This window comes from Rhodococcus sp. 06-156-4 (assembly GCF_002259345.1).
Taxonomy (GTDB): Bacteria; Actinomycetota; Actinomycetes; order Mycobacteriales; family Mycobacteriaceae; genus Rhodococcoides; species Rhodococcoides fascians_E.
The window spans coordinates 72,510-88,353 of record NZ_NPGB01000003.1 but is presented as its reverse complement, the minus strand read 5'-3'; the positions used below and the strand labels follow the sequence as shown (position 1 = coordinate 88,353).

The 15,844-nt window shown below is 65.6% G+C and carries 11 protein-coding genes; 9 read left to right on the top strand and 2 right to left on the bottom strand.

Annotated features, from left to right (window positions below; translation table 11 throughout):
* Positions 1–103: 103 nt before the first annotated feature.
* The 3 genes from CH290_RS00640 to CH290_RS00630 all read left to right on the top strand — a co-directional run bounded on the left by CH290_RS00640 (position 104) and on the right by CH290_RS00630 (position 3,271).
* Positions 104–1,000 (top strand): LysR family transcriptional regulator, encoded by an 897-nt coding sequence (locus CH290_RS00640; protein WP_033189242.1) that lies wholly within the window; start codon positions 104–106, stop codon positions 998–1,000.
* A gap of 28 nt (positions 1,001–1,028) precedes the next feature.
* Positions 1,029–1,580: a TetR/AcrR family transcriptional regulator gene (locus tag CH290_RS00635; RefSeq protein WP_033189243.1), complete on the top strand. Its 552-nt coding sequence runs from the start codon at positions 1,029–1,031 to the stop codon at positions 1,578–1,580.
* A 104-nt stretch (positions 1,581–1,684) separates the two neighbouring features.
* Positions 1,685–3,271, top strand: a complete 1,587-nt coding sequence (locus tag CH290_RS00630) for a GMC oxidoreductase (RefSeq protein ID WP_170947621.1) — start codon at positions 1,685–1,687, stop codon at positions 3,269–3,271.
* Positions 3,272–3,290: 19 nt separating this feature from the next.
* Here CH290_RS00630 and CH290_RS00625 read toward each other — a convergent pair whose 3' ends face one another.
* Positions 3,291–5,444, bottom strand: a complete 2,154-nt coding sequence (locus CH290_RS00625; RefSeq protein ID WP_033189544.1) for an HNH endonuclease signature motif containing protein — start codon at positions 5,442–5,444, stop codon at positions 3,291–3,293.
* A 138-nt stretch (positions 5,445–5,582) separates the two neighbouring features.
* On the opposite strand from CH290_RS00625, the gene CH290_RS00620 reads away from it, so the two are divergent.
* The 6 genes from CH290_RS00620 (at position 5,583) to CH290_RS00595 (ending at position 14,940) form a co-directional block, all read left to right on the top strand.
* A complete protein-coding gene (locus CH290_RS00620; protein ID WP_033189244.1) occupies positions 5,583–8,384 on the top strand; it encodes a helix-turn-helix transcriptional regulator in 2,802 nt (933 codons plus the stop codon).
* A gap of 118 nt (positions 8,385–8,502) precedes the next feature.
* Positions 8,503–9,774, top strand: a complete 1,272-nt coding sequence (gene mdo / locus CH290_RS00615; RefSeq protein ID WP_019663709.1) for an NDMA-dependent methanol dehydrogenase — start codon at positions 8,503–8,505, stop codon at positions 9,772–9,774.
* 18 nt (positions 9,775–9,792) lie between these two features.
* Positions 9,793–10,860: a MadB family AAA-type ATPase gene (locus CH290_RS00610; protein ID WP_020111876.1), complete on the top strand. Its 1,068-nt coding sequence runs from the start codon at positions 9,793–9,795 to the stop codon at positions 10,858–10,860.
* The gene (gene madC / locus CH290_RS00605; protein ID WP_033189245.1) at positions 10,857–12,395 is read left to right on the top strand and encodes a MadC family VWA domain-containing protein; all 1,539 of its coding nucleotides are present in this window, start codon (positions 10,857–10,859) and stop codon (positions 12,393–12,395) included. The genes CH290_RS00610 and madC overlap by 4 nt, the downstream gene beginning before the upstream one ends.
* 53 nt (positions 12,396–12,448) lie before the next feature.
* Complete coding sequence (locus CH290_RS00600) at positions 12,449–13,282, top strand: NmrA/HSCARG family protein (RefSeq protein WP_033189545.1); 834 nt, start codon at positions 12,449–12,451, stop codon at positions 13,280–13,282.
* A gap of 41 nt (positions 13,283–13,323) precedes the next feature.
* Entirely contained in the window at positions 13,324–14,940 is a 1,617-nt protein-coding gene (locus tag CH290_RS00595) for an MFS transporter (protein ID WP_254924981.1), read from the top strand.
* On the opposite strand, the gene CH290_RS00590 is transcribed toward CH290_RS00595, so the two are convergent.
* Positions 14,907–15,791: a DUF5996 family protein gene (locus CH290_RS00590; protein WP_033189547.1), complete on the bottom strand. Its 885-nt coding sequence runs from the start codon at positions 15,789–15,791 to the stop codon at positions 14,907–14,909. The two genes, CH290_RS00595 and CH290_RS00590, sit on opposite strands and share 34 nt — an antisense overlap.
* Between the last annotated feature and the right edge of the window lie 53 nt (positions 15,792–15,844).

Sequence of the window (15,844 nt, the reverse complement as noted above, 5' to 3'; positions counted from 1 at the left end):
GGTCTGTAGGTGAACGTTAGGTTCGACAGTAATTCGCAAGAAGCCGCGGAGAAAGGGGGCATCTGGCAAAGTATTCTTTCCTTGGAGGAAAGAAAGGCGTCGAATGCAGAAGGACGATCTGGGATTCTTCGAGGTGGTGGCCAGATCAACGAGCCTCACCGCTGTGGGGCGCGAGCTGGGGGTGTCCGTCTCCTCGGTCAGCAAACGACTCGCTCAGCTCGAATCCAGGTTGGCGGTCCGCCTGGTCCATCGCAGTACCCGCCGGCTCACGTTGACGCCGGAAGGTGAGCGGTATGCACGCGGTGCCGCGGCCATTTCGGCCGACGTGGCCGAGCTGGAGGAATCGATCAGTGGCCACTACGCGGAGCTGCGGGGTCGACTTCGGATTCACTCGTCGGTCGGGTTGGGGCGGGCGCACATCGCGCCACTGATGGCGGAGTTCGTAGCGTTGCACCCGAGACTCGAGGTGGACGTGGAACTCTCCGCAACACCTCCGGCGGCATCGATGACGCCGTACGATCTCTCCATCCGGGTTGGTGCGCTGCAGGATTCGAGGTCCACCGCCAAGCGGCTCGCGCGCAGCCGTCGGATCGTGGTCGCCTCGCCCGGGTACGTCGCCGAACACGGATCGCCTCGCACCGTCGAGGAGATCCGCCGGCACAACTGCATCGTGCTGCGGCAGGACGAGGGTGACTTCGCGCTGTGGCGATTCGGCGTCGGCGCCGACGAGACGGCGCTGCGGGTCTCCGGGAACATGACGAGCAACGACGGGGACGTCACCACCGCGTGGTGTGTGGAGGGACGCGGTCTGCTGATGCGATCGCTGTGGCACGTCGGTCCGATGCTGCGCGACGGCTCGTTGGTGCAGGTTCTTTCGGACATCGCTACCCCCGACGCGGACATTCATGCCGTCTACTCGGCGGCTCCGCAGGTTCCACGACGGGTGCGCGCGGCCGTCGACCATCTTCGCGAACACCTGCCGCCGCGCCTGTCCGCGTGAAACTGCTGACGACGTAGATAATGGACGAATGCGGTCGCGCCAGAAGGTCCTCAACGCAACTCTGCGGTTGATCGAGGACGGTGGATTCGAGGGGGTCAACGTTGCCGCGGTCGCCGGTGCCGCGGGGGTCTCGCGGCAAACCGTCTACAGCATCTTCGGGTCTCGCGAAGAGGTCGTGTCCCAGGCGGTGGCCAGTCTGGTACTGGAGATTCTGGGCGGCATTCGTGCGAGGCTCGAATCCACCGGCTCCGTGGCGGAGTTCGCGACCGAGATGATCGTGTCGGGACGTGACGCGTTTCGCTCCAATCCCGTGCTCGCGGCGCTTCTGGTGGCGGAGCAGGGAAACCCTGTCTTCGACTACGGGATGATCGCGCGCGCCAAACCTGTTGCGCGGCAGTTCTTCGACTCGCTCGTCGATCGCGGCATGGTCGACGAGCGGCACCTGGACGAGATCGTCGAGATCACCGTGCGCCTCGGCCTGTCGGTGATCGTTTTCGACAGCGATGCGGTGCGTACGGACGAGTCCCTTCGTGAGTTCCTCGGCAGGTGGCTCGAACCCGCGCTCGACCGATTGGCCTGACACCGCGCCCGAGAAAACCTTGACACTTCTTCGCTGGAGTGTCTAGTTTTGGGTCGACGCGGTCCGAAGGGGCTGTCGTTTCCGACGGGGTGGGGGTGGGCTCGTTGCCGACTGTGAGTCGCAGAACGTTCTTGACCGGGGCGGGGGTCGCTGTTGCGGGCGCCGCACTGGGAGGTGGCCGGGCCGGTGCCCGCTCGAGGGTGAACCGGGTGCCTCTCGTTCGAGAGGACCACCGCGTCGTCGTCGTGGGGTCCGGATTCGGCGGCGGCGTCGCCTCGCTTCGATTGGCGGAGGCCGGTGTGCCGGTGACGGTGCTCGAGCGTGGAATGCGCTGGCCGACGGGCCCGAACGCCGAGACGTTCCCGCACGCGGCCAACCCGGACAAACGCATTCTGTGGCACAGGTCCAACCCGCAGCTCTTCGGGAGACCGGTCGCCTTCGATCCGTACGCCGGTCTCCTCGAGGCCGTCGTCGGAGACAACATGACGGCGCTGTGTGCGGCCGGCGTCGGAGGCGGGTCACTCGTCTACCAGGGAATGACACTGCAACCCGCGGAACACGTCTTCGACGCCAATTTCCCGGACGGCCTCGACTGGAAGACCCTCGACCGCGTGCACTACCCGCGCGTGGCACGCATGCTCGGGCTGGCCACCGCACCGGACGAACTGATCGACAGCCCCAATTACCAGGCAGCGCGAGTGTTCGCCCGGAACGCGGAGCGTGAGGGATTTCCGGTATCGAAGATTCCGATGCCGATCGACTGGAACTACGCCCTCGCAGAACTGCGCGGAGAAATGGCACCGTCCTACACCAACGGCGACGGCGCTCTCGGGGTGAACAACGGTGGCAAGAACTCGGTCGACGTCACCTACATCGCCGCGGCCGAGGCGACGGGACTCGTCACCGTGGAAGTCCTGCACGAGGTCAGGGACGTGGAGAGGGCTCCCGACGGCCGATGGACCCTCTACGTCGACCGAACGGACCCGTCGGGTGTGGTGCTCGAGAACAAGATTCTGACGACCGACACGCTGGTGATGGCCGCGGGAAGCACCAACACCACCAAGTTGCTGCTGCGGGCGTCCGCATCGGGGCGTATCCCCGACATGCCGGATGCTCTCGGCGAAGGATGGGGTACCAACGCAGACCGCATCTACGTGTGGACCGACATCGTGAACGGGTTCGGACCGCAGCAGGGAGGACCCGTCGTCTACGGGAGCTTGCAGTGGGACGATCCGAATGCTGCCTTCACGATCATCCAGGCGTCGTTCCCGCCGCTCGGACTGGACGGCCGAAGTACGACGATGGTCGGGTACGGCGTGAGCGAGGGACGCGGAAGATTCGTGTACGACAGTGCCGTCGACGATGCGGTACTGCGGTGGCCGTGGGAGGGTGACTCGGGTATTCAGTTGTCGAAGATCGGGCCGGCTGCACACCGGTTGGCCGGTCCGTCGGGTGTACTCACCGACACCAACGCCCTCGTGCCGACCACGTGGCATCCACTCGGCGGCGCCAACATGGGTTCGGTGTGCGATCTCGAAGGTCGTGTCCTCGGGCAGCGTGGACTGTACGTTCTCGACGGGGCGCTTCTCCCCGGCAATGCGGCCGCCTGCAACCCGTCGATGACCATCGCAGCCATCGCGGAACGCGCCCTCGACCGACTGGTCACCGAGGACGTCGGCACGATCATCTAGCGTCCCGAGCGCAGAGCATTCAGAAGGGCGCCCGGTAGTTTCGTGTTTCTCGGGCTGCGATGACCGTTCGATGCTCGACGAACATGCGCCGAATGAACGTGGCATCCTCCCGGTCCTGGGTGTCGGTCATCCGCGCGATGTCGCCGAGCGAGGGTATGCGAATGGTGCCGTCGGCCATCGGAGAATTCATGTTGGCGACCTTCGACCACGTCGAATCGGTGACGGAGATGTGCATCTCCCACCATGTCGGCTCGTACAGTGCGTCGGAGGGCACCCGCTCCAGCGTCGCTGCAGCGTCTGCTCTGTCGGCGGACATGGGGTGCGCCGAGTCGTCCAGATCGCATGGGTCGACGACGTAGCCCATGCCGCTCTCTCGGTCCGAGTTCCATATCCACGATTCAGGCCGCATGCGGTGTTTCGATGTATGTCGGAACGTCGCGGGCACCACGACTGTCCCGAAGGTCGACGGTGTGATGTGGCGAAGGCCCGACGTCGATACCCAGTAGATCGCGTCGCCGGCCAATACCGCAGCGTTCCACAGCTTCAGTGTTTTCGCTTGATGGTGGTATTTGCACAGAGGCTGCAGGTTGGATCGAACGGTCCATCCGCCTGCGATGGGATCGTTGTGGTCGAACGGTACGACGTGGTCGATCTCGCACCGTTCGGACGGCACACTGCACCCAGGAAATGTGCACGTGCAGTGCGTAGCTCGCGTGAGTGCGACAAGCTCGGCCGACGGCCTGTACGTCAGCGCGCCAGGTGGCGGCTCGAGGAAACCGCCATGGCCGTCGGGGTGTACTCCGCGGGTCAACGATGAATCCTGCGCCGACGCGGACAGGAAGTCCTGTATGTACTTCGACAGATCGATGTCGCGGTGTCGGCCCTTCGACGACGTTGTTCTGTTGGCGGAAGCGGATTCCCGTGAAGGCAGCGGAGCTGCCGACCGGATCTCGCCACGGCGCAGCAGCCGCACAGCGCGCGGACCTTCCGACGCGCCGCCGCCCGAAGTTACCCGCGGTACAGGACCGGACGGAACATCAGGGTCGGACGGAACATCAGGGTCGGACGGAACACCAGGGCCACCTGAGTCACCGGGGCCGTCGTTATCGCTGTCCCCGTCGTTGCCGTCGGTGTTGTGTTGCGGCGAGGCCTCGTCGGACTCGACCCGGGCTTCGGCGGTGCGATCGGTTGCAGTGGTCGCGTGGTGCGCGGCGTCGAGAAGTTCGGTCAGTAGGATCTGCCACTCGGCACTGCCGGCGATGTGTCGTGCGATTTCAGGGTCGAGAACGGTTCCGTCTCCGAGGGTCGCGGGTTCGTTGGTCAGCCCCAGCAGTGTCTTGATGTCGATCATGATCTGGAGCAGGTGGGGGCGACGATCCTTGTGGACTCGCTCGGTGCTGCGGACAGGGCACTCTGCTCGACCGCAGGTGCAGAGGATGTAGTCCTCGCGGTGGAAGAGAGCCAGCAGTGCGAATCCTCGGAGCTGCTTCTTGGTCCGCGGATCACGGGAGCACACTGTCCCGATCAATTCTTCCAGAACTGAGTTGCATTCCGCGCCTTCGAGAGTGGACATCTTGGCAATGAGGGTGGCCGTACCGTCATCGCCTCGCTTCACCTCGGCGCAGCGCTCCTCGGATTCGGTTGCTTTCTGAGCGGCGGAGGCTTCGGCGGCGTCGTGCTCGAACCAGGCTCGCCAGATGTTCTCCTTGAGTGCTCTGGTGTTCATGCGCAGCGCGGCCGACAGTATGGACTCCTCCAACGCCGCGACCGTGGTGTCGCTTGCCTTCTCCAAGGTGAGTGCGATTGCCCGGGCGCGTGGGTAGTCCAAGTCGCCCTCGCCGAAGGCTGCGGAGACCCGAGGTAGGCGCCACGCGAGCTGCGCACCGACGGTCAACAGGTCACGCGTCATCATGCGGGAGAGGGACAATGCGACGGCGGCCTCGCATTCGACCGTGCGCCTGGCCAACGCGATGTCGGCTTCGTCCTCTCCTAAGTGATGTACGTCCATCTCCGTTGCGAATCTGAGTTCGGTCAAGTCGTGTACCGAACGGACCACCGCGGCAGCGCACCTGTTCTCGGCCCGGCGGGCATCTGCAAGCGAGGACAGCGCCGTCGCCGCAGCTGCATCGGCAGCTGCGCGAACCTCTCTGGTCGTGCCCCCCTGCATTCCCATGCCCCAAGTGTAATCGAACATATGTTCGAACACAACGGGTATGCGCCGCCGTGGGTGGCTATGCGAACGTCGTACGACAGGCGCGGCGGTGTCACAATGTGAACGACAGATTGTTGCTACAACTACGGGCGGTGCTCGATGACTGCGGAACACCCGCTCGCCGGGGCGCTGGTCGGGCGAGACGCGCTGGCTGCATCGATCACTCGCATGGTGACGGATCCCGGCGCGGGTGATCGGATGTTCTGGCTGCTGGGGGAGGCCGGGATCGGGAAGAGCACTCTTCTCCGGCATGCGCGTGCCGTCGCCGAGGACGCCGGTGTTCGAGTGCTGCAGGCGTCGGGCGTGGACGCCGAGACGCAGCAGATGTTCTCCGGACTTCAGCAGTTGTTGTGGCCGGTCATGGCGTTCGTCGACCGTCTACCCGAGGCGGTTCGAACCCCACTCGACGAGATGTTGGGCCGTGCGCCGTTGCCCGCGATGGTCGACATGTACGCCTGCAGGCACGCGGTACTCCACCTCCTGGAAGTGCTCGCCGAGGAGTCACCTCTCGTTTTGCTTCTCGACGACGCGCACCTCCTCGACCGAGATTCGCTCGACATCGTCGTGTACGCGGTCAGGCGGGTGGCCGGGCCGATGACCGCATTGTGCAGTGCGCGGGGGCACCGGATTCCCGACGGCGTCGATCCCGGTGTCGCGGCAGCCGAGGTTCCGAACCTCACCGACGCCGAGTCGGCTGCGCTGTTGGACCGTCAGCCCACGACGCCGTCTCGCTCCGCGCGGCTCGAGATCATTCGTCAGGCCGAGGGAAATCCTCTCGCGATCATCGAGTTCAGCCGTGCCGTCGTTCGGTCGGGCGTCGACCTGTCGGCCGGTACGAGCGACGACCGGGTTCGTCGGGTGCAGTCGCTGTTCTCCCTTCGGATTGCCGATCTGACACCGCCGACGCGAAAGTTGTTGCTCTACGCGGCGTCCGGATCCGGATACGAATCCTTGGACGTCATCACCGCGGCTGCAGGGTTCGGCAGCGATCTGTCGGTGTGGAGGGAAGCGGAACACTCCGGTCTCGTCGTGATCGACGGCCGCGCCGTACATTTCACGCACCCACTGGTGCGCGCCGCAGCCTATTCGGGTTGCAGTGTGGATCAGCGCCGCGCCGCACACGAGGATTTCGCGGCTCGATTGGTCGACGATCCGCCGTGCCGGGCGTGGCACCGTGCTGCGGCAGCGGACGGCCTGGACGAATCGGTGGCCGCGGAACTGGAAGGCGCCGCCGAACTGTCTCACCGCCGAGGAGGGTTCTTCGAGGTCGCACGTGCGTTGGAACGGGCTGCGCAAATCTCTCCGGCGCCGGACAAAGCGGCGTTGCGATACGCCAGTGCTGCACACGCTGCCTACATGGCGGGCGATCCGCAGTGGGGACTGTCGTTGGCTGCTCAGGTTCGCCGAGCAACGACCTCGCCCGAGATTCGCAGTGCGGCAGCGCTTCCGACTGCCTCGATACTGCTGCAAACAGCGAAACCGGACGAGGCGTTCGACGTGGTGCGTCGCACGTTCTCGGAGTACACACCGACGGACGAAAGTCTCACTCTGGCGCTGTTGTTCACTGCGCTCGGCGCGGCGCATTTCAGTGGCGGAGAGTGGCGAAGGACCGCACTGTCCAGTCTCGCCGAGGCGATTCCCGCACCGAGCGCCGGCGGTGAGGTCTCCTCGGAAGGGCGCGACCTTCTGTCGCCGATGCCGGACGCGGCGAAAGAAGCAGTCCGGCAGCTGATTGCCGAGTACTCGACGAGCACCCTCGGAGCGGAGGCCCACGAAACCCTGGACGAGACCTCGTCCATCGCGGCCAAGATCTCGTACCTGCTGGCGGAAGGGACGAGGGCATACCTCAGCGAGAACAGCGTCGACGCCCTGTCCTACTTCGGGCGGGGAATCGAATCTCTGCGTGAGGTAGGAAGTCTCGGAGCCGGGGCGATGGGAATGGCTGCATTCCTGGGTGCCCTTGTCGACACCGGCCGGTGGAACGAGGTGGACAAAGCTGCCGAGGAGGCATCCGAGGTGGCGACGGTGGGCAGGATGGCGCTCGTCGAAGCGATCGTCGAAATCCACCGTGGCACCATCGAGACTCACCGCGGCAACGTGGATGTCGCGAAAGGACACCTGGCGCGGGCAGCGACACTGTTCGAGCCGCGAGCGAACGGTGCGCTGACGGTCGATCTGACGCGGTCCCGTTCGTTCCTTGCCTGTGTGAACGGTGATTTCGCGAGCGCGTACGAGCGACTGCGAGGTGTCTTCGAGGACGACGGCACGCCGCTGCACAGCATCCAATCGGTGCTCGGTATCGCGGACCTGGCATGGGCTGGTGCAAGGAGCGGGCAACAGGCGTCGGCCAGGCGGTTCGTGACAGCCATCGGGCGTGCGATCGGGTCGAAGCCACCGGCCAGGATCAGGCTGCTTCGGCACCTGGCTGCCGCGCTGGTGAGCGAAACCACCCGCGGCGCCGAACGTCATTACCGGACGGCAGTTCTCGATCCGGACGGTGGTCAGTGGCCGGTCGAGCGTGCACGTGCTCAGCTTCACTACGGCGAATGGCTGCGGCGCAACCGCCGTCCTACCGACGCCAGGCCACAGTTGGCAGCGGCGTTGGACACGTTCGAATCCGTCGGCGCGCGGACGTTCGCGGACATCGCTCGGGCGGAACTGCGGGCAGCAGGCGGCACTCGCGGATCGACGTCGACGACGACGGACGGGTGGGCGTCGCTGACTGCTCAGGAACAACACATCGCGACCCTCGCCGCGGAAGGCCTGACGAACCGCCAGATCGGCGAGCAATTGCACCTGTCACCACGCACGATCGGCTCGCACCTGTATCACGTGTATCCGAAGCTCGGAGTCAGCAAGCGTCACGAACTGCGGGGGATGATCGACCGGGCAGCACGCTGACCTGACCGATCGGGTAGTTCGGTCCAGCGGACGGGCGGTTCGGGGTGAAATCCCTTGTCGCCGATCATGTCGAACCCTCAGAGTGAGCGTAGTCACACCGACTCACCAGGAGGATCCGATGGCAATCGAGCTCAACCAGATCTGGGACTTCCCGATCAAAGAATTCCACCCCTTCCCACGCGCGCTTCTCGGAGTGGGCGCACACGACATCATCGGCGTCGAGGCGAAGAACCTCGGATTCAAGCGCTCGTTGCTCGTCACCACCGGCCTCCGCGGTTCGGGGATCATCGAGGAACTCATCGGCAAGATCGAGTACCAGGGTGTCGAGGTCGTCCTGTATGACAAGGTCGAGTCGAACCCCAAGGACTACAACGTCATGGACGCTGCTGCCCTCTACCAGAAGGAGAAGTGCGACAGCATCATCTCCGTCGGTGGTGGCTCGAGCCACGACGCAGCCAAGGGCGCTCGCATCGTGATCGCTCACGACGGACGCAACATCAACGAGTTCGAGGGCTTCGCCAAATCCACCAACAAGGAGAACCCTCCTCACATCGCGGTATCCACCACCGCCGGAACCGGTTCGGAGACGTCCTGGGCGTACGTGATCACCGACACGTCGGACATGGACAACCCGCACAAGTGGGTCGCGTTCGACGAGGCATCGATCGTCACCGTCGCCATCGACGATCCGCTGCTGTACTACACCTGCCCGCAGCACTTCACCGCCTACTGCGGGTTCGACGTGTTGGCCCACGGCAGTGAGCCTTTCGTCTCCCGGTTGGACTTCGCGCCGTCTCTCGGCAACGCTCTGTACTCGGTGGAGCTCGTGGCCAAGAACCTCCGCGAGGCCGTGTACGAACCGCGCAACCTGAAGGCCCGCGAGGGAATGATGAACGCGCAGTACATCGCCGGACAGGCGTTCAACTCCGGTGGTCTGGGCATCGTGCACTCCATCTCGCACGCGGTCAGTGCCTACTTCGACTCGCACCACGGCCTGAACAACGCCATCGCTCTGCCCCGCGTGTGGGAGTACAACCTGCCCTCGCGGTACGAGCGTTACGCACAGATGGCAGGCGCTCTCGGCGTGGACACCCGCAACCTGACGACGGTGCAGGCGGCCGACGCTGCCGTGGAAGCCGCGATTCGCCTCGCGAAAGACGTCGGCATTCCCGACAACTTCGGTGAGGTCAACACCAGGCTCTACGACAAGAACCGGATGAACACCGGCAAGTACACCGGACGCGGCGAGGTCATCCCCGGCGACGAGAAGACGGTGCTCAAGATTTCCGAGCACATCCAGGGAGACTGGTGCACCCCGGGCAACCCCCGCGAGGTCACCGTCGACTCCATGATCCCCGTCGTCGATCACGCCATCAACAAGGCTTACTGAGCGCAGGAGAGAACCACCATGACATCGGCCGGCCTGGAGGCATGCAGTGAACCGATCTTCTCGACCAGCGCGGACACCGTCCGTGACGGTCTTCGCGAAACGGGATACATCTCGGGTGACGATCTCGCGGTCGTAGTCCATCTCGCGATCGCCCTGGATCGACCACTGCTGCTCGAAGGGCCGGCCGGTGTCGGCAAGACCGAACTGGCCAAGGCGCTCGCCGTCGCAGGCGGGCGCAGGCTGGTGCGGTTGCAGTGCTACGAGGGACTGGACGATAATCGCGCCCTCTACGAATGGGACTACGCCAAACAGCTTCTGCACGTACAGATGCTGCGCGATCGCATCGGCTCCGAACTCGCGGCGGTCGAGAGCACCGCGGAAGCGTCGCAAATACTGGCGGACACGGATTTCGGGCTGTACTCCGAGAAGTTCCTTGCGGTGCGGCCACTCCTCGACGCCATCTTGTCCGAGGAACCCGTCGTACTTCTCATCGACGAGGTCGACCGGACCGAGGAGTCCATGGAGGCGATGCTCCTCGAGATCCTCGCCGAGAAGCAGATCACCATCCCGGAGGTCGGAACCTTCGCGGCGAGGACCGACCCGTGGGTCATCCTCACCTCCAACGACACTCGCGAACTGTCCGCCGCGTTGAAACGTCGCTGCCTGCACTTCTCCGTCGGCTACCCGACGCCCGAACGGGAACGTGAGATCGTGTCCTCCCGGGCCCCCGAAGTGGAGGACGCCACCGTCGCCGACGTCGTCGAACTCGCCAGGTCCCTGAGGGAACTCCCGCTGCGCAAGAGTCCATCGGTCTCCGAGGTCATCGATGCAGCCCGCGCCGCGATGATCCTGAAGGATCACGACACCGAACGCACGCGAGAGATCCTGCTGGCAGCTCTTCTCAAGTACGGAAGCGACGTCGAGCTGGTTCGTGGTCGAGCGCAGACACCGGAACCCGAGACAGCCGACGAGCCGCGCACGAGCGTCGCCTCCCGGCCGCCCAACACCACCACCGCGGCCTTCCGAGGTACCGGCGGCCGCGACCCGCGCTCGACCGGCAGTGGGTTCGGAATCAGAAAGAAGTGAGTGCCGTGTCCGGTCTCGCTCCTCGAGGTACACCGGCGTACGTACTCGACGTCGTCGCGGCGGTGTTCGGCCGCCTGCTGCGTCGGCACGGCGTGTCGGCGTCGCCCGCCGAAGTGATCGAAGTGCGACGGGTTCTCGGTCTCGTCGGTGCCGGTGACCTGAGGACCCTCGAGTCCGCGTTGCGTGCGACGTGCGCCAAGTACAGTTACGAGCAGGACGGATTCGACGCCGCCTTCGACCGGCTGTTCCACCCCCGGCCGGTTGCCGTTCTGGACGAGCATCGGCCGACGCGTGATTCGGGTGCCGACGGGGCGCCTACTACCCTCGAGATCTCGAACGACGACAAGGACACCGGCCGCTACGCGGACTACAACGAGAATGCAGCCGAAGTCGGTGACTTCTTCGACACTCCCGAGGCGGACAAAGGATTCAACCCGCACAAGGACGACGACGACCTGTCCATCACCGGTGCGGACTCCAACCTGGCCGTCGACACCGAGAACGACAGCGGCAGAAGGGGCGTGTCGTTCACCGTGGACGTCGACCGCGCCGACTCCGCGACCGTCGGCGACCTGTCGTCGGCGCAGGCGATGATCTCGCAGGGGACGCTGACATGGGACGACCCGGAGGGCATTCTCCGTTGGCTCGACGCCTACGACCCCCACTCGCTCTACGGTGACCAGGGTGACGGAGAACCGTTGACCGCGGCGCAACTCGAGAAGTTGGTCGACGCGGTGGAAGCGTTCGTCGACGCGATCTCCGGCCAGGATCGCGCCGGTACCTCACGCGATACGGCGACGGCGTCCGACTCGCCCGATTCCGACATCCCGTCGCGCGCCGACGTGAACGATGCATGCCGAGAAGTGCTGCGCCGCATGCGCGGTACACCGCGGCCTCGGCCGCGCGAAGCCACGAACGGGCGACTGAACATGCGTCGGACGGTCCGGGCAAGCATGAGAACCGACGGGGTTCCTTTCCATCTGATGGTGGACAAGCCTGTGCCGGAACGGGTTCGACTCCTCGTTCTCGCCGACGTCTCGTTGTCGGTACGCCCGATCACCGCGTTCACTCTGCGGCTCGCGCAGGCGATGCGGCATCGGACCAGCAGGTGCACGGTCCTCGCCTTCGTGGACAACCCGATCGACGTGACGGACCTGCTGGCGCGCAGTACCGGTGACGACGCGCTCGCATCGGTTCTGGCAGCACCCGAGCTGGATCTGGAGGCGAGCAGCGATTACGGACGCACGCTCGAGGAACTGCTGACGACGCACGGCTCCAAGGTCACCTCGCGCACCTCGGTCCTGATCGTCGGCGACGGCCGGTGCAACGGTCTGCCACCGCGGGTGGACAAATTGGAGGAACTGGCCAGGAAGGTGCATCGCCTGGCCTGGGTGACACCCGAGCACGAGCGGTACTGGTCGCAGGCCTCGTGCGCCATGAGCGAGTACGCCGAGGTGTGCAACGGCGTCGTGACGGCCAGGGATGCGCGTCAGTTGATCGAGAGAGCGCCCGATTTGGGTAATGCTCTGCGCTGAGTTCAGTCGCACGACTGATGACCGAACTGCACGGGCACGGCAGTGTGACGAGTATGAGCAAGCCTTGTGCAGTCGTGGGAGCAACCGGAGGTCAGGGAGGGGCTGTCGTGGACGCCCTTCTGGAACGGGGCATTCCGGTCCGAGCTCTGGTACGGCGAGTGTCCGCCCGCACCGACGCACTCCAGCAGCGGGGTGTGGAGATCAGGAAAGCGGACATCACCGATCGGTCCGCGACAACCGACGCGTTCACCGGTGTGGCCGGCGTGTTCGCGATGACCACTCCGTTCGAGGACGGACCGGAGGCGGAGATCGCCCAGGGGCAGGCACTCGTCGACGCACTGGTGGCCGCGAACGTTCCCCACGTCGTGTTCTCGTCCGTTGCCGACGCGGATCGATCCACGGGAATACCGCACTTCGAGACGAAGGCCAGGACGGAAGCGATTCTGCGAGCGTCCACCGTGCCGTTCACCATCGTCGGCCCCACCTACTTCTACGACAACATGCTCGGCGGCATCGAGGACGTTCGACGTGGACGACTCGACCTACCGCTACCGGTGGACACCCCGTTGCAGCAGATGTCCCGCCGCGATCTCGGTCGATTCGTCGCGCTCGTGTTGTCCGATCCGTCCCGATTCCTCGGCGCCCGAATCGATCTGGCATCCGACGATCCGACCCCCGCCCAGATGGCCGCTGCGCTCGGGGCGGCCCTCGGCACCACCGTCACCGCGCACTCGTACGACGCCGCCGCGATCTCGTCGCCGGACATGCGCGCGATGTTCCAGTTCCTGACCGATACCGGGTACGACGCGAACATCGACGGTCTGCGCCGCAAGTACCCGGAGATCGGGTGGCAGAGGTTCACGGACTGGTTGGCGGAACTGGGGTGACTGGGGTGACTGGGGCGACTGGGGCGACTGGGGAGACGGCCGTGTCCGCACCCGAGAGTTCCGCGTGGGCGCCGCTGCGAAATTCTCTGTATCGCATGCTGTTTCTCGCTCAGCTCGTGTCCAACATCGGCGGTTGGATGCAGACCGTCGGGGCGCAGTGGTTCCTCGTCGAACGGAGCGCGTCTACGACGGTGATCGCCTCGGTGCAGACCGCGAGCCTCGCCCCGACGTTGCTGCTGGCGCTGTTCGCGGGAGTCCTCGCCGACGCACTGGATCGTCGGATCCTGCTTCTCGTGATCGGCGTCGCGTCGAGTGTCACGGCCGGGGTTCTCACGGTCCTGGCCTGGACGGACGCGCTGACGCCGATCGGTCTGCTGGCGTCGACCTTCGTCCTCGGGTGTTGGACGTCGCTGTCGGCTCCGGCGTGGCAGGCGATCCAGCCTGAATTGGTTCCGCGGGATCAGATTCCAGCCGCGTCCGCACTGGGAAGTGTCACCGTGAATGCAGCTCGCGCCATCGGTCCGGCTGTCGCAGGCGTTCTCGTCGCGTTCGCCGGGCCGACGTTCGTCTTCGGTCTCAACGCGCTGTCGTTCCTGGCCGTCGTCGGAGCGCTGCTCGGGTGGAAGCGTCCCCGCACGGACACGTCCGGCCGGGAGCGACTCGGAGAGTCACTGCTGACCGGCCTTCGGTACGTCCGCTCCGGCCCGATAATCCGACGGATCATCGTCCGCTCGGCACTGTTCGCCTTTCCCGCGTCGGCTCTGTGGGCGCTCCTTCCGTCCATCGCGGCGTCCGTTCTGGACCTGGGCGCAATGGGATACGGCGCACTGCTCGGCGTGCTGGGCGTCGGGGCGGTGGCAGGCGTCGCCCTGACACCTGCGCTGCGAGCCCGGTGGTCCGCCAACACCCTTCTCGTCGTGTCGGCTCTGGCGTACGGCGCGGGAACCGCCGCCCTCGTGTGGTTGCCGATGTGGGTGGTGATCCCGGGTCTCGTGCTGGCCGGTATCGCGTGGATCACGACGCTGACCGCACTGAACGCGGCCATCCAGCTGTCGGTCGCGCATTGGGTCCGCGCTCGGGCGATGTCGGTCTATCTGTTGGTGTTCATGGGATCGCAGGCCGCCGGATCCCTGGTCTGGGGGTGGGTGGCGTCGACCATCGGTCTCGTCGACGCCGCGCTGGTGGCGACGGCACTGCTCGTGATCGTCGCCGCCAGCGTGGCCCTGCTGCCGCTGCTGCCGGACACCGGAACCCTCGATCGGACCGTGTCCAGCGCCTGGCCGACACCGACGGTGGTGTTCGAACCGGAACCGGACGACGGACCAGTGCAGATCACGGTGTCCTACACGGTCGAGGACTCCGAACGGGACGCGTTCACCGCAGCCATGGCAGGAGTCGGGCGTTCACGTCGACGCACCGGAGCGTTCTCCTGGCGCTTGTATCGCAGCCTCGACAACCCGGAGCTGATTCTCGAACAGTTCCGCGTGCCGTCGTGGTCGCAGTACCGACGCCAGCGCGACGAACGCTGGACCGGCTCCGACCACGAGGTCATCGCGGCGGCGCTCACCCACGTTCTCGGCGGAGCACCGGCAGGCGAAACCCACGCGGTCTGCCTTTCACCCCGTCACCAACCGGCGGTCTCCACGGCAGCGCAATGAGTCTGCTCGAGGAACCGGCGCACCGTGGCCGCGGGGTCGTCCGACTGGCGAACGAGGTGGTACGGCAGGACGTACTCCCCGAGTGCGGAGTCCCAGTGCGCCGGCGCCTCGACGGCAGGGTGGGTGTCGTACCCGTCGGGATGGGGGTAGGCGTAGGCGTAGAAGACGCCTTCCTCCGCCCCACCCGGCCAGTACCCGGCGCTGGAGACCTCGTCGCTGTACGCCTCGTGCATCACCCAGTCCGGGCAGTTGGGGATACCGCCGGGATGAGTGGGCGCTGGTCGGCCGGAGAATCGCGTGACCGCCAGGTCGAACGCACCCCAGAAGAAATGAACTGGGCTCGACTTGCCGCGGAAATCGGCCCGGAACGCGGAGAACACCGAGTGCGCGCTGACGAGCGAACGCCAGAACGCCGACACCGCCTCCGCGTCGTAGGAACCGTGCACGGTGTCCTCGGCGAACGGCGTCGCGTCGGGCAACTCCACCGGCGTTCCGACGATGTCGACGTCGATGCTCAACGCGTCGAGGTGCGCGGTGTACTCGGAGTAGAAGTCCGCGACGGTGCGCGGTTCCAGCTTCATGCGGCGCGTGCGGCCGTCGGTGACCTCGAAGATCAGGTCGTGAGCGAGGAAGTCGAACCTGATCTCGAGCCCTCGATCGCCGACGGGCATCAGCGACGTCGTCAGGCCGCGGGCGTCGACGTACAGGGGCACACCCCACCAATGATTGACGGCCGGGCCGAGCGCCATCCGCGTCTTACCGACGATCTGGGTCCAGAGCTGAACGGTGTCGCGGGTCTCGATCCACGAGTCCACCGGAAGTGACGGCCATGCGTCGTATTCGGGTTGCATGGCCATATCGTCCTGCACTTCGACGCGACAAACATCAGTACGTCGACTGACTA

What these genes read in the sequence shown, in the direction of transcription:
- mdo (WP_019663709.1), top strand. Translation starts at nt 8,503, where the DNA reads ATGGCAATCGAGCTCAACCAGATCTGGGACTTCCCGATCAAAGAATTC.
- CH290_RS00600 (WP_033189545.1), top strand. Translation starts at nt 12,449, where the DNA reads ATGAGCAAGCCTTGTGCAGTCGTGGGAGCAACCGGAGGTCAGGGAGGG.
- CH290_RS00610 (WP_020111876.1), top strand. Translation starts at nt 9,793, where the DNA reads ATGACATCGGCCGGCCTGGAGGCATGCAGTGAACCGATCTTCTCGACC.
- CH290_RS00635 (WP_033189243.1), top strand. Translation starts at nt 1,029, where the DNA reads ATGCGGTCGCGCCAGAAGGTCCTCAACGCAACTCTGCGGTTGATCGAG.
- CH290_RS00625 (WP_033189544.1), bottom strand. Translation starts at nt 5,444, where the DNA reads ATGGGAATGCAGGGGGGCACGACCAGAGAGGTTCGCGCAGCTGCCGAT.
- CH290_RS00620 (WP_033189244.1), top strand. Translation starts at nt 5,583, where the DNA reads ATGACTGCGGAACACCCGCTCGCCGGGGCGCTGGTCGGGCGAGACGCG.
- CH290_RS00640 (WP_033189242.1), top strand. Translation starts at nt 104, where the DNA reads ATGCAGAAGGACGATCTGGGATTCTTCGAGGTGGTGGCCAGATCAACG.
- CH290_RS00590 (WP_033189547.1), bottom strand. Translation starts at nt 15,791, where the DNA reads ATGCAACCCGAATACGACGCATGGCCGTCACTTCCGGTGGACTCGTGG.